9 protein-coding genes are annotated in these 14376 nt (G+C 69.5%); 8 read left to right on the top strand and 1 reads right to left on the bottom strand.

Translation table 11 applies throughout. The features are described from left to right. Positions 1-17 precede the first annotated feature (17 nt). The 5 genes from ACFO8M_RS02715 (at position 18) to ACFO8M_RS02695 (ending at position 8704) form a co-directional block, all read left to right on the top strand. Positions 18-1208 carry a thiolase family protein gene (locus ACFO8M_RS02715; protein ID WP_387970121.1) on the top strand — a complete coding sequence of 397 codons (1191 nt, stop codon included), beginning with the start codon at positions 18-20 and terminating at the stop codon, positions 1206-1208. Beyond that, a complete protein-coding gene (locus tag ACFO8M_RS02710; RefSeq protein WP_387970118.1) occupies positions 1208-3292 on the top strand; it encodes a 3-hydroxyacyl-CoA dehydrogenase NAD-binding domain-containing protein in 2085 nt (694 codons plus the stop codon). The genes ACFO8M_RS02715 and ACFO8M_RS02710 overlap by 1 nt, the downstream gene beginning before the upstream one ends. Positions 3293-3762: 470 nt before the next feature. Next, entirely contained in the window at positions 3763-4677 is a 915-nt protein-coding gene (locus ACFO8M_RS02705) for a hypothetical protein (RefSeq protein WP_387970115.1), read from the top strand. 367 nt (positions 4678-5044) lie between these two features. Beyond that, positions 5045-5875 carry a hypothetical protein gene (locus ACFO8M_RS02700; RefSeq protein WP_387970113.1) on the top strand — a complete coding sequence of 277 codons (831 nt, stop codon included), beginning with the start codon at positions 5045-5047 and terminating at the stop codon, positions 5873-5875. 204 nt (positions 5876-6079) lie between these two features. Next, positions 6080-8704 carry an SCO7613 C-terminal domain-containing membrane protein gene (locus ACFO8M_RS02695; RefSeq protein WP_387970111.1) on the top strand — a complete coding sequence of 875 codons (2625 nt, stop codon included), beginning with the start codon at positions 6080-6082 and terminating at the stop codon, positions 8702-8704. Positions 8705-8964: 260 nt separating this feature from the next. Here the strand turns inward: ACFO8M_RS02695 and dxs are convergent, their stop codons facing one another. After that, positions 8965-10893: a 1-deoxy-D-xylulose-5-phosphate synthase gene (gene dxs / locus ACFO8M_RS02690; protein WP_387970109.1), complete on the bottom strand. Its 1929-nt coding sequence runs from the start codon at positions 10891-10893 to the stop codon at positions 8965-8967. Positions 10894-11220: 327 nt separating this feature from the next. On the opposite strand from dxs, the gene ACFO8M_RS02685 reads away from it, so the two are divergent. The 3 genes from ACFO8M_RS02685 to ACFO8M_RS02675 all read left to right on the top strand — a co-directional run bounded on the left by ACFO8M_RS02685 (position 11221) and on the right by ACFO8M_RS02675 (position 14338). Further along, entirely contained in the window at positions 11221-12120 is a 900-nt protein-coding gene (locus ACFO8M_RS02685; protein ID WP_387970107.1) for a hypothetical protein, read from the top strand. A 275-nt stretch (positions 12121-12395) separates the two neighbouring features. Then, positions 12396-13442: a quaternary amine ABC transporter ATP-binding protein gene (locus ACFO8M_RS02680; protein ID WP_387970104.1), complete on the top strand. Its 1047-nt coding sequence runs from the start codon at positions 12396-12398 to the stop codon at positions 13440-13442. Continuing rightward, positions 13439-14338 (top strand): ABC transporter permease, encoded by a 900-nt coding sequence (locus tag ACFO8M_RS02675; protein WP_387970101.1) that lies wholly within the window; start codon positions 13439-13441, stop codon positions 14336-14338. Before ACFO8M_RS02680 ends, ACFO8M_RS02675 begins: the two co-directional genes overlap by 4 nt. The last annotated feature ends 38 nt before the right edge of the window (positions 14339-14376 follow it).

Here is a 14376-nt window from a genome sequence, read left to right as displayed (position 1 = left end):
CCAAAGGAGGGGCTGGCGTGAACGACACCATCCGCGATGTCGTCTTCGTCGACGGGGTACGGACCCCGTTCGGCAAGGCGGGCAAACTCTTCGAAGAGACCCGCGCTGACGACATGATCATCCGCTGCATCAGGTCGCTGCTGCGCCGCAACCCGGGGCTGCCGCCTGAGCGGGTCGACGAAGTGGCCCTCGCGGCCACGACGCAGATCGGCGACCAGGGCCTCACACTCGGCCGCACCGCCGCGCTCCTGGCCGGGCTGCCCCGGTCCGTCCCCGGCTACTCGATCGACCGCATGTGCGCGGGCGCGATGACCGCGGTGACGAGCGTGTCCTCCGCGATCGCCGCGAGGCAGTACGACATCGCCATCGCCGGCGGCGTCGAGTCGATGTCGAACCACCCCATGGGCGAAGGCGTGGACCCCAACCCGCGCATCATCGCCGAGCGGCTGGTCGACCCCGAGGCGCTCAACATGGGCAACACGGCCGAGAACCTGCACGACCTCTACCCGCACATCACCAAGGCGCGCGCCGACGCGTACGCCGTGGGCACGCAGCAGCGCTACGCCGCCGCCGTGGAGCAGCTGAGCGGGGACATCACCTCGATGGCCGCGCGCTCGGTCGACGAGGGCTGGACCGTCGCGACCGCCGACGAGCTGCCGCGCCCCGGGACCACCCTCGAAGGCCTCGCGAACCTGCGGACGCCGTTCCGCGCGCACGGCCGCGTCACCGCCGGGACCGCCGCGCCGCTCACCGACGGCGCCACCGCGTGCCTCCTGGCCGACGCCGAGACCGCCGCCGAACTGGGGCTGCCGGTGGCCATGAAGATGGTCGGCTACGCCTTCGCGGGCGTCGACCCCGAGACCATGGGCTCGGGCCCGATCCCGGCCACGGAGAAGGTCCTCGCCCGCACCGGACTGTCCATCGAGGACATCGGGCTGTTCGAGATCAACGAGGCCTTCGCCGTCCAGGTGCTGGCGTTCCTCGACCACTTCAAGATCGCCGACGACGACCCGCGCGTGAACCCGTGGGGCGGAGCGATCGCGATGGGCCACCCGCTGGCCTCCTCGGGCGTGCGCCTCATGACGCAGCTCGCCCGCGAGTTCGCCGTGCACCCCGAGGTGCGCTACGGCATCACCACCATGTGCGTCGGCCTCGGCCAGGGCGGCACGGTCATCTGGGAGAACCCGAACTTCAAGGGGGCCAAGTAATGTACGCGACGCCGCTCGACCTTCCCGACTTCGCGGAAGAGGTCGTCACCGAAGCCCACGTCCGCTACCTCGAGCCCCGCGGGCTCGGCGGCAAGGCCGCGATCATCACGCTCGACAACGGCTACGACCACACCAAGCCCAGCTCGTTCGGGCCAGGCGGGCTCAAGAACCTGTGGCGCGCACTGGACGAGGTCGAGTCCGCAGAGGACGTCAAGCTCGTCGCCGTCACCGGGAAGCCGTTCATCTTCCTGGCCGGCGCCGACATCAAGCTCATGCCGAGCCTGGAGTCCCGCGAGCAGGGCCTGATGCTGGCCCAGGCCGGGCACGCGCTCTACAAGCGGCTCAAGGACTCCGCGGTCCCCACGTTCGCGTTCGTCAACGGCACCGCGCTCGGCGGCGGCTTCGAGCTGGCGCTGCACTGCCACTACCGCACGGTGAGCGCCAGCGCCGTGGGCCTGGGCCTGCCCGAGGTCTCGATCGGGCTCATCCCCGGTTGGGGCGGCTCGCAGATCCTGCCGAACCTCATCGGGATCGAGAAGGCCGCGCAGGTCATCGTCGGAAACCCGTTGAACCAGAACAAGATGCTGCGCGGCACCGACCTGGTGCCGCTGGGCATCGCGGACGCGCAGTTCGAGGCCGCGGACTTCCTCGAGGAGTCGCTCGACTGGGCGGTCGGCGTCGTCACCGGCAAGACCGCCGTGGAGCGCCCCGAGGTGGACCGGTCGGTGTGGCCCGCGGTGATCGCGGGGGCGCGGCAGCTCGTGGACGAGAAGGTCCACAATGCTTCGGCCGCGGCCGTGCGGGCGCTGGACCTGCTGGAGCTGGCGCAGTCCGCGAGCTTCGAAGAGGGTTCGCTCGCCGAGGACGAGGCGCTCGCCGACCTGGAGGCCGCGCCGCAGTTCCAGTCGAGCATCTACGCGTTCAACCTGGTTCGGGCCCTTGGCAAGCGTCCCGAGGGCGCGCCGAGCCCGGGGCTGGCCAAGGAGATCGGCAAGGTCGGCGTCGTCGGAGCCGGGCTCATGGCCGGGCAGATCGCGCTCATGTTCGCGCGCCGCCTCGAAGTGCCCGTCGTGATGACGGACCTCGACGAGGACCGGGCCCAGAAGGGCCTGGCGTACGTGCGGGCCGAGATCGACAAGCTGGAGGCGAAGGGCCGCACGTCGAAGCTCAAGGCCGCGAAGCTGCGTTCGCTCGTGTCGGCCAGCGCCGACAAGGCGGTCTACGCCGACTGCGACCTGGTGATCGAGGCGGTCTTCGAGGAGCTGAAGGTCAAGCAGGCGGTGTTCGCGGAGGTCGAGTCGATCATCACGGACGAGTGCCTGCTGGTCACCAACACGTCGGGGCTGTCGATCACGGCGATGGGTTCGCAGCTGGCGCACCCTGAGCGCCTGGTGGGGATGCACTTCTTCAACCCGGTGGCGGTGATGCCGCTGGTGGAGGTCATCGCGACCGACAAGACCGACGACGAGACGCTGGCGACGGCGTACGCGGTGGCGAAGAAGCTGAAGAAGACCGCGGTGGGCTCGGCCGACCGGCCGGCGTTCATCGTGAACCGTCTGCTGGGCCGGATGCTCGCTGAGGTCACGGGGGCGGTGGACGCGGGCACGCCCGTGGAGGTCGCTGACGTGGCGCTCGACGAGCTGGGGCTGCCGATGCGGCCGTTCGCGCTGCTGGAGCTCGTGGGTCTCCAGGTGGCCTGGCACCTGTGCCAGCACCTGAACGAGGACCTGGGGCCGCGGTTCCCGGCGTCGCAGAACCTGCGGCGCATGGCCGAGGCCGGTTTCCCGGTGTTCGACGCCGCGGCGAAGGGCAAGGGGAGGCTGACCGAGGAGGCGAAGGGCCTGATCGAGCTCGGCGACGAGGCTTCGTCGGCCGAGGAGGTCAAGGACCGGGTGCTGAGGGGGCTGGCGGAGGAGGTACGGTTCATGCTCGATGAGGGCGTGGTGCCCTCACCGAAGCAGATCGACCTGGCGATGATCATGGGCGCGGGCTTCCCGTTCTGGTTGGGCGGGCTGACGCCGTACCTGGACCGCGAGGGAATTTCGACCGCGGTGTCCGGATCACCGTTCGCGGCGAACGTTTAAGTGGGCCCGGTCTCATTATCTTTCAGTCGAGTCCGGTCTTGTCCGAAAGGATGAGGCCGGGCTCGTCCCCTGTACCACTGGGGTCGGCGATAACACGGCAGTAACGGGAATGAAACGGATTGTAATCACTACAGTTCTACTTCCTGGCGAATCCCTCAAGTAGAGCGCGTGGTTATGTACCGCTTTCCAAATTGGCCTTCCTTTGATATGACCGATTTTCGTGTTCGTATTTCTGCTCTTACGTTTGGCCAGTGCGAAACCGCCAGACGAATGAAGGCGTGACTGGCTTCGCCCAGAGCGCCGCCCTCTCCATCCGCAAGCGACTCAAACCGCTGGCCAATGGCTTGAGCGAACGATTCCAAATCCTGACCGCCCGTTTCGGCGCAGTCATCTCCGCCCGTGTAGGCGCAGTCATCGCGACCCTCGTCGCGTTTCTCAATAACTCCGCGGCTCCCGCCATAGCGACCCTCGTGAGACGACTCCGAGTCGCCGCGGCTCCCGCCATTGAGCGGACCAAGCCGATGTTCTCCTGGATGGCCCGGCACATCCAGCCCTGGACCGCCCTGCTGCAGGACGTGGCCGCCATCGTCGCCTCCAAGGTCGCCGACCTGGCGAGGCCGCTGGTCAAGAAGGCCGCCGACCTGGCACGGCCGCTGGTCAAGAAGGTCGTCGACCGATTCGGTCTGCGCATGACCGTCATGGGCGCGGCCACCGCGATCTTCGTCGGTTCCACCGGCAGCGCCGCGTGGGCCATCACCGGTATCGACGAGCCGTCCCTCGACCAGTCCTCGAGCACCGTCGCCGCGGCCGAGGCCGCACTCTCCGACGAGTCCGCAGCGGCCGCCGCGAACCAGATCGCGGCTGACCAGCAGGCGGCCGCTGAGGCCGCAGCCCAGGCAGCAGCCCAGGCAGCAGCCGAGGCAGCGGCCAAGGAAGCGGCCGAGCCCAAGCCCGTCGGCGGGCTCAGCGAGCTCCAGATGGACAACGCCATCGCCATCATCGAGGCCGGCAAGGACGAGGGCCTGGGCCGGGACGCCTGGGCGGTCGCCCTGGCGACGGCCATGCAGGAGTCCAAGTTCCGGAACTACGCGAACGTGAACGTCCCGGAGTCCTACGACTACGACTACCAGGCCGAGGGCTCGGACCACGACTCGGTCGGCCTCTTCCAGCAGCGCCTCTCCTGGGGCGAGGTCGAGGATCTCATGAACCCGAAGAAGTCGGCTTCCAAGTTCTACAAGGCGCTCGAGAGGGTCGACGACTGGGAGGACATGTCCGTCACCAAGGCGGCGCAGACCGTGCAGGTCTCGGCGTACCCGGACGCCTACGCCCAGTGGGAGGACCTGGCTTGGGACATCGTCAAGTCTTACGAGAAGGCCAAGTCCTAGCACACCGAAAAACTTTTCTCCCGCCTCCCAGAGGAACGGGCCTCGCAGCTTCGCTGCGGGGCCCGTTCCCGTTGGCACCGCAGGCGTAACCAACACATTCGGTCGCCAAACAACTACTCCGGCGACATGAGCGCGATCACATCAACATTCGGCCGTTTGATTTTCATCCGACAGGCGGCGGTGCTCCCGCCGAACGGCGGAGACGAACGCCGCCGGGAACGCCGGGACCGCGCACGATTGCCACGATAGGGCCGATGCCAGGCAAATGCCGCGGTCCAACCGAGGAGTTAAGAAACCCGTTGCCGACCTGGGAGATCCCTGGGAACCACGGCCTTGAGCTGGGCTTTTCGCTCCCTACGGTTGCCCGGTGCATATTCGCAAGATCATCGAAGGCGTGACCGGCACGGTCCGGGCCGCCGCGGCCGGTATCTCCCACAGGTCGAGCAATTTCTTCACCACCGGCGACGGCGAGCACCACCGCGTCCGCCGCATCGCGGTCGTCGGCGTCGCAGCCGCCGTGTTCACCGGTACCGGTGCGACCGCCGCGTGGGCCATCAGCAACGCCGAGGAACCCACCGAAGAGGTCGCCGTCGCGACCGAGGCCCCGGCCACCACCGAAGCCCCGGCCGCCATGAGGGCGCCTCAGGAGGTCGACAAGGAGGCCGTCGAGAGGCCGACGCCGGAGCCGACCACCGAGCCCGAGCCCGAACCCGAGCCCGAACGTGAGCCCGTCGTGGAGGACAAGACGATCGACATCGACGTCGCCGACATCGACGACGAGCAGGAGGCGAACGCCGTCACGATCATCGAGACCGGCGCCGAGATGGGCTTCGACGAGAACGGCTGGGCGGTCGCGCTCGCCACCGCGATGCAGGAGGCGAAGCTGTACAACGCCGCCTCCGAGGCCGTCCCTGAGAGCTTCGAGTACACCGACTCCAAGGTCTCGTACTCCGACCACGACTCGGTCGGGATCTTCCAGCAGCGCCCCTCGATGGGCTGGGGCTCGGTCGAGGAGCTCATGGACGTGAGCACCTCCGCGAGCAAGTTCTACGGCACCCTCGAGGACGTCGACGGCTGGCAGGACATGTCGATCGCCGAAGCGGCCCAGTCCGTCCAGGTCTCGGCCTACCCGGACTACTACGCCCAGTGGGAAGGCCTCGCCTGGGACATCATCGACGCTTACGAGAGCGCGAGCTAAGACTTTTTCCTTCCTCCCGACGGAACGGGACCCCGCTGCTGCGAGCGGGGTCCCGTTCCTATTTCCGTGTGCGGTCCGTTTAGAGGAAACCTGCAAGAATTCAGGCCGGAAGCGTGGCCCGCGTATGCCGACCATTGTGGCGGATATACAAAACGCGTCCGTTTTGCCCGAATCAGGATTTGACAGGACCACCACACTGTGCACATGACCACATACAACTGCCCCCGTTGCGGAAGCCCCTGCACGGCCGAGCGGTGCCAGGTGTGCGGACGCGGACCCGAACCGCTGCTCGCGCGCCTCGGCGAACTCGACACCGTCCTGGCCGTGATGCCGGCGACGCTCCGCAGCCGCGCGGCCGTCGAGGTCGAGCGCCGCCAAGTGCTCGACAACCTGACGAAGCTCGCCGCCCAGTACCTTGCCGAAGCCGAACGCCAGGCCCGCGTCCCTGAGACGACACCGCAGGCGCCGACCTCAACCGGCGCGGTCGCCGCCCCTCAGACCGCGCCCGACACGCCGCCGGGCGGCGCCCCGCAGGCCATGCCTCTGCAGAGCGCCGCCCCGCCGCAGATCCAGCCGTACCCGCACACCCCGCCCGCGGGCGCGTTCCCGATGCCGCGCGAACGCGGGGAGGTCGGGTCGAAGACCGTCCAGACCATGCTGCTGGGCCTCGGCGGCCTGCTCGTGGCCGCCGCGCTCATCATCTTCACCGCCGTCGCCTGGCGCAACATGGGCAACGGCGGCCGCGCCGCGACCCTCGGCGGCGTCACCCTCCTGCTCCTCGCGGTCCCGATCCCGCTCAAGCGGTTCCGCCTCTGGGCCACCGCCGAGACCTTCGCGGCGCTCGCCGCGCTCGCGCTGTGGTGCACCACCCTCGCCGGGTACTACCTGTACCGGCCCGCGGACGTCGAATTCGGGCCCCAGTCCGTCGGGGCCTGGACCGCCGGTGTCCTGGCGGTCCTCGCGATCTACCGCGCCGCCGCGCGACTCACCGCGACCGGTTGGGCCATGCTGCCGCTCGCCGCGGTCGGCTTGGCGTACGCCGCCGCCAGCGACCTCGCCGTCGCCGTGGCCCTCATGCTCGCCATCGCGGTGGCCCTCGGGGCCGCCGCCTGGATCACCGCCACGCGTCCGAGCCACTACGAGCGCTCGGACCTGTGGGTCTCGCGGTTCCTGACCTGCGCCGCGGTCGTCGCCGCCTGCTCGGCCGGACTCCGCGCGGCCTTCGGGCTCGACGGCCCGGTCGTCCCGCCCGTCGCCGGCGCCGTCGCGGTCCTGGCCGCCGCGAACCTCTTCAGCGTCCACTTCGCACGCAAGCTCGGCGCTTCGCTGACCGCGGTGCTCGTCGCCGCCTCGGCCGCCACTTCGCTCGTGCTCGCCGCGTGGACCCTCGCGATCCGGTCCGACGCCCCCGAACTCGCCATGCCGTCGATCGCGCTGCTCGGCGCCGCGATCGTCGCACTGGTGCACTTCGACTCCCGTGACGACTTCTGGCCGCTCAGCGCATACTCGACCGCCGGTCTCACCGCAGCGGCCGCGTTCGCCACGGTCACGTTCGACGCGCCCGATCTGACCGCTTACCTCGTCGTGTTCCTCACCGCCCGCCTCGCCTCGGCCTTGCCCGCCGACCCGATGCGCACCGCGCTGCGCACCGGGTCCTACGTGATCGGCGCCGGCACCGCCGTCATCGCCTCCGGCATCGCCCTGTTCGGCGGCATCGGGGTCCTCCTCGACCCGCACACCGATCCGTTCAGCTGGGAAGTCCCGATCGTCCTGCTGGCCTTGGCGGCCGGCTCGATCCTCCTCCCGAAGCGCTTCCGGGTGGACGCGGTGGCGCTCGCGGTCACGTTCGCGATCGTCTCGGCTTCGATCCTGCTGTGGAGCGAAGACCCGGCGCGCTATGACGCCGTCCCGACCCTCGGGTTCCTCCTGTGCGCGCTCATCGGCCTGACCGCCGCGATGGCCTCCCGCACTCTGCCAGGGCGCTGCACCGGCTGGGTGGCGCTGGCCGTGTGGGCCCCGCTCGCCGGGCTCGCCGCCGCCGACAGTGCCACGTTCAACCCCGGTGACGGCTGGATCCCGTTCTGGCTCACCGTCACCGCGGCGGCCATGCTCTCGGTCGCCGTCGGCGCACCGCGCCGCAGCCGCCCCGACCGGGTGCTCGCGGCCGTGCTGGCCCACGTGCTCGCCGGGTTCTCCATCGGGATCGGCGCGCTGCTGCTCGTGGCGGACTGGGGCTTCGGGGACAGCGACGTCGAACTGTTCCCGGCCGCCCAGTTGGGGGTCTACACCGTGGCCCTCGTCGGGGCGGCGTTCATGGCGCCGGTTCGCAAGTGGGGCTATGTGATCGCGGCGCTGTCCACCGGTTCGCTCGGCTGGTGGTGGATGCTGGGCGCGCTCGAGGTCGAGACGCTGGAGTTCTACACCGCGCCGCCCGCGGCGATCGTGTTCCTCATCGGGCTGTGGCGGTTGGAGCAGCGGCCCGAGACCGGATCGTGGTCGACGCTGGCGCTGCCGATCCTCGTCGGCATCGGCCCGAGCCTCCTCCTGGCCCTCAACGATGGCGACGAGCTCCGGCGCGTCGGCGTCGGCGCCGCGGCCGTCGCGGTGATCATCGCCGGGCTCATGCGCCGCTGGCAGGCGCCGCTCGTGCTCGGCTCGATCGCTTTGGCGATCATGACGATCAACGAGCTGGCGCTGCTGTGGCACCACATCCCGGTGTGGATCCCGCCCGCGATCGGCGGCGCGATCCTCATCGGCGCGGGCGCGACCTTCGAACGCCGCCGCCGCGACGTGCGCCGCATCCGCGACAGCCTGAAGTCGATGCGGTAGCGGTGCAACCGGATGCCGCGCTCGCGGCGTCTCTTTGACACAGCACCAGGCGCGGCGGGTCCAACAGGACCCGCCGCGCCGCTGTTCGTTTCCGGGCGGCGATCCTGCGTGCCGCTTTCGCCTGCGGTGCGGTTGGGGCGATGTTCGAGATTTGCCATCCCAAGCCCCCACCCACCCCGGGGACCGTGGTCACCATCCTCCCGCTCGGGTACGACGAGAACCGCGGCCGGCGGCCGCGATGTCACCCGAACGAGTGGGTCCTAGTGGTGGTGGTGCGCTTCGGCTTCGCCGCGGCGGTGGACTTCGGCGGCGAGGCGCTCGGTGATCGCCTCCGGCGTCAGGCCGAGGTCGGTGAGGAGCTGGGCGCGGGTGCCGTGCGGGTGCCAGCCGCGTTCGACCGCGAAGTCCACGAGCGGCGTCTCGTCGCCCGAGTCGCGCAGCGACTGGGCGAGCGCGTCGCCGAAGCCGCCGGTGCGGACGCCGTCCTCCAGCGTCGCCACGAGCGGGTACTGGCCCGCGAGCTTCACCAGCGCGTCAGGGACCGGCGAGATCCAGCGCGGGTCGACCACGGTGGCGCGGATGCCTTGCTCCGCAAGGAGACTCGAGACCCGCACCGCGGTGGCGGCGAACGAGCCGCAGGCGACGATCAGCAGTTCGTCGTCCTCGTGCTTGACGAGCAGGTCGAGTCCTTCGTGGACCTCGATGGCCTCGATGTCGTGCTCGGGGATCGCCCCGGTCGGGAAGCGCAGCATCGTCGGGCCGTCGTCGACCGAGAGGGCCTCGGCGAGTTCCTCGCGGAGCGAGGCGGCGTCGCGCGGGGCGGCGATGCGCAGACCCGGCACGACGCGGAAGATCGAGGTGTCCCAGATGCCGTAGTGGCTCGGGCCGTCCGGGCCGGTGATCCCGGCGCGGTCGAGCACGAACGTCACCGGCAGCCGGTGCATCGCCACGTCGAGGACCGTCTGGTCGAACGCGCGGTTCATGAACGTGGAGTAGACGGCCACGACCGGGTGCATGCCGTTCATCGCGAGCCCGGCGGCCGAGGTGACCGCGTGCTGCTCGGCGATGCCGACGTCGAAGACCCGCTCGGGGTGGCGCTTCATGAGCTTGTCGACCCCGGTGGGGCCGGGCATGGCGGCGGTGATGGCCACGACCTCGGGCCGCAGGTTCGCCTGCGCCACGAGCTCGTCGGCGAACACGCCGGTCCAGCGGCGCTTGGAGGCGGCGATCGGCTCGCCGGTGATCGGGTCGAACGCGGCCGAAGGGGCGTGCATCTGCTCGGCCTCGTCGGCGCGGGCGGGGGCCCAGCCGTGGCCCTTCTCGGTGAGGGCGTGGACGATCACGGGCCCGCCGAAGCGCTTGGCGCGGTCGAGGGCCTCGGCGAGCTCTTCGAGGTTGTGGCCGTCGACGGGTCCGACGTACTTGATGCCGAGGTCGGAGAACATGCCCTGGGGGGCGAGCGCGTCCTTGAGGCCGGTCTTGGCGGCGTGAAGGCCCGCGTATGCGGCGCGGCCGAAGACCGGGATGCGCTCGACGAGTTCCTGGATCTTCTTGAGGGTGGGCTCGTAGCCGGGGTTGAGGCGCAGGCCCGAGAGTCGCTTGGCGAGACCGCCGACGGTGGGCGCGTAGGAGCGGCCGTTGTCGTTGACGACGATGACGAGTTTGAGGTCGTCGCGGGCGGCGATGTTGTTGAGCGCCTCCCAGCACATGCCGCCGGTGAGCGCGCCGTCGCCGACGACGGCCACGACGTGCCGGTTGGATCCGCTGAGCGCGTGGGCCTTGGCGAGGCCGTCGGCGTAGGAGAGGGAGGTGGAGGCGTGGGAGTTCTCGACGAGGTCGTGCGGGGACTCGGCCTGGCTGGGGTAGCCGGTGAGGCCGCCGCGCCCGCGCAGTCCGCCGAACTGACCGGCGCGGCCGGTGAGTGCTTTGTGGACGTACGACTGGTGGCCGGTGTCGAAGACGATCTGGTCGTGCGGGGAGTCGAAGACCCGGTGGATGGCCATGGTCAGCTCGACGACCCCGAGGTTCGGGCCGATGTGGCCGCCGGTCCTGGCGACGGCGCCGACGAGGAATTCGCGGATTTCCTCGGCGAGCCGCGGGAGGTCGTCCTCGTCCAGCGACTTGAAATCGGCCAGCCTGCCGATGCCTGACAGCAGCGGGCCCATCTCGGTTTCGTCGTGCGAGTTCATAAGGGGGAAGTCTATCGGTGACGCCGTGTGGGCGGTAGCCGCGCGAGCGCGCCTGGGACCTGTCTCATGGGCGTGCGAAGGCCGTGATCCGCGCTTCAGGGGACGGACCTGGCCGTCACGGTTCGCATAGGGGACCGTGACGGGGGCGGACGGCGCTCGGGGCCCGTTCCGGAACCGCGGGAATTCATCCGTGAGGGGGACGCCGGCTCGGCTTTCGGAGCCCGCACTTGCCATGCAGGCGTGAGTGTCGGATAGCTGTCACTCCCCGAAAGGGACACGCCGGTCGAAAGCCGGTCCGGTTCGTGATCGAAATGTGATCATCCCAACATGGACCTCATCGACCTGCACCAGAACACGGAATGGCCCGCGCGCCTCGATCAGGTGTTGAGCTCCTCCCCGGTCAATTGGGCAGACCGGCGCGAGAGCGCGCAGACGACGGCCCCGCCCGGACTGGCGCGGCTCCAGCGGATGTCCGCGGTACCGCGGTTCGACCTCGACGCGGTCGCCCCCGAGGTGTACGAGGGGATCCTGGAGGACGCGCTCATCGCGGCCGCGCGCGGTGGCGCGGTCTACACCGAGTTGCGCCTGCCCCAGGAGTCCGTGGTGTACCCGCAGTTCATGGAGCGGTTCACCGCGGCGTGCGCCAGGGTCGCAGCGCTCTTTCCGGGGTTCGACGCGGGCGCGGTGCTGAGCATGAACCTGTGGGACCCGATGCTGCGGGAGCTGTGCGACGCGTTCGCCGACGCGGCGGCGGCAGGCCTGGCGGGCATCGAGATCATCTACGTTCCCTATGCGGCCGAAGCGGACTGGACGCGCGGACGGATCGTGGCCGAGGCCGCGGGCGCGGCCGGACTGGGAGTGACCGTGCCGGCGGGGGCGTTCAACGCCTCGAACCTGGCGTCGCTGGCGGAGATCGAGCAGATCGGGCGGATCGGGCACGCCGTGGGGGCGGCGAGCGATCCGGGGATCATGCGGCTGCTGGCCGACCGCGGCGTGACCGTGGAGGTGTGCCTGACCTCGGCGGTGATCCTGGGCATGGTCGCGAAGTTGGAGGACCACCCGCTGCCGCGGTTCCTGGACGCGGGGATGGCGGTGGTGCTGGGCACCGACTCGCCGATGCGGATGGGCACGGACATCGCCGGGGAGTACGAGAAGGCGCGGACGCTCGGGCTGAGCGAGGCCGATCTGGCGGTCATGACGACGCGGGCGCTGGCGGCCCGGCTCTGATCTCGCCCGCTTTTCTGCGCACAGTGCCGAACGGTCACAAATAGGCCTCAGGTTGATCTCCTGGAGGCGTCAATTCTTCAGAACGTCGGATTGTAGACAATCAAACCAGCCTCCGGTCGACATCAAAACTTGAGGCTATGACCTGCGATTACGCGGAATATCAACGTCCCGTGTTGACCTTCTCACGCGCTGCTCGGGTTGAAAAAACACCGGCATTGGCTAGTGTTTCATCGGTTGCCGCCCCCAACCGGAACCCCCTGCTGCGAAAGGACGAGATGTCAGCGATAGCAGTTGATTCCCTGTACAAGGTCTTCGGCAAAGGTGCCCGAAGCGCCGTCGCCCAGTTGAAGTCCGGCGTCGCGCGCGATCAGTTGAGCGCGAAGAACGTCACCGCCGCCGTGATCGACCACAACTGGTCGATCGAGACCGGCGAGATCTTCGTCGTCATGGGCCTCTCCGGCTCCGGCAAGTCGACGCTGATCCGGATGCTCAACGGCCTCATCAAGCCCACTTCCGGCACGATCCGCATCGGCGACGTCGAGCTCGGCTCGCTCTCGGCCCGAGAGCTGCGCCGCCTGCGCCGCGAGAAGATCAGCATGGTCTTCCAGCACTTCGCGCTGCTTCCGCACCGGACGGTCGTCGAGAACGTCGCGTTCGGCCTGGAGATCAAGGGCCTGAACAAGACCGAGCGACTGGAGCGCGCGAGGGAGGCCGTCGAGCTCGTCGGCCTGTCCGGGCACGAGGACAAGCTCCCCGCCCAGCTCTCGGGCGGCATGAAGCAGCGGGTCGGCCTGGCCCGGGCCCTCGCCGCCGACACCGAGATCCTGCTCATGGACGAGGCCTTCAGCGCGCTGGACCCGCTCATCCGCCAGGAGATGCAGGACCAGCTGCTCGACCTCCAGTCGAAGCTCGCCAAGACCATCGTGTTCATCACCCACGACCTCAACGAGGCCATGCGCATCGGCGACCGGATCGCCATCTGCGACGGCCAGGTGAAGCAGCTGGGCACCGCCGAGGACATCCTCATGCGCCCGGCCGACGACTACGTCGCGGACTTCACCGCCGACGTCGACCGCTCGCGCGTGCTCACCGCCGAGGCCGTCATGGAACCGTGCGGGACCCGGGACACCAGCGCGTTCCCCAAGGTCGAATCGGACGTGCCCGTGAACGAGCTCTATGAGCCGGTCCTGAGCTCCAAGGCCCCCTTGCTGGTCGTGGACGACAACTCGGATCCGCTCGGGGTGGTCACGCCCAGGTCCATCATCAAGTCGCTGTCGCCCGACCCCGCCGGCGACGCCGAACAGGAGCGTCAGCCCGCATGATCGACTACCTCCGCGACTGGTTCTGGACGTACATCTGGAAGCCCTTGCCCGACATGCCCTTCGGCGACTGGATGGAGACGTTCATCCGCTGGGCCCGCGACGCGTGGGCCACCGGCTTCGACGCCGTCGACACCGGGCTCGAATTCCTCTACTCGAATCTCGCCGACGGGCTGCTGTGGCTCCCTTCGGGGGTCATGGTGCTGCTGTTCGCCCTGATCGCGTGGGCGGCGAAGGGCTGGAAGCTCGGCGTCGGCATCGGCCTGGGCATGTTCGTCGTCGCCTGGACCCCGTACTGGGAGGAGACGATGCAGACCCTGTCGATGGTCCTCGTCTCCGCCGCGATCGCGATCCTCCTGGCGATCCCGTTGGGCATCGCCGCGGCCGAGAACAAGGCGGTCTCGGCGATCGCGCGGCCGGTGCTGGACTTCATGCAGACGCTGCCGGCGTTCGTGTACCTCATCCCGGTCGTGATGCTGTTCAGCGTCGGCGTGGTGCCCGGCATCATCGCCACGATCATCTTCGCGATGCCGCCGGGCGTGCGCCTCACCGAACTCGGCCTGCGCCAGGTGGACCGCGAGGTCGTGGAGGCCGGGCAGGCCTTCGGGGCCTCCCCCGCGCGCATCCTCGCCCGCATCAAGCTCCCGCTCGCCCTGCCGACGATCATGGCCGGGCTCAACCAGGTCATCATGCTCGCACTGTCCATGGTGGTCATCGCGGGTCTCGTGGGCGGCGGCGGCCTCGGCTCGGTCATCTCCGGGTCCTTGGGCCGCTTGGACATCGCCGCCGGTTTCAACGCCGGCCTCGCCGTGGTCCTCCTCGCGATCCTGCTCGACCGCGTGACGCAGGGCCTGTCCGACCGCACTCCGGTGGCGCGCGCAGCGAAGCTCGCCCGCTAAGCCTCCAACACTCCCCGATTGGCGTGTGCCCCCGCGCC

The sequence above is a fragment of the Glycomyces rhizosphaerae genome, from assembly GCF_042647865.1.
GTDB classification, from domain to species: Bacteria; Actinomycetota; Actinomycetes; order Mycobacteriales; family Micromonosporaceae; genus Glycomyces; species Glycomyces rhizosphaerae.
This window is presented reverse-complemented; position numbering and strand designations above follow the sequence as displayed.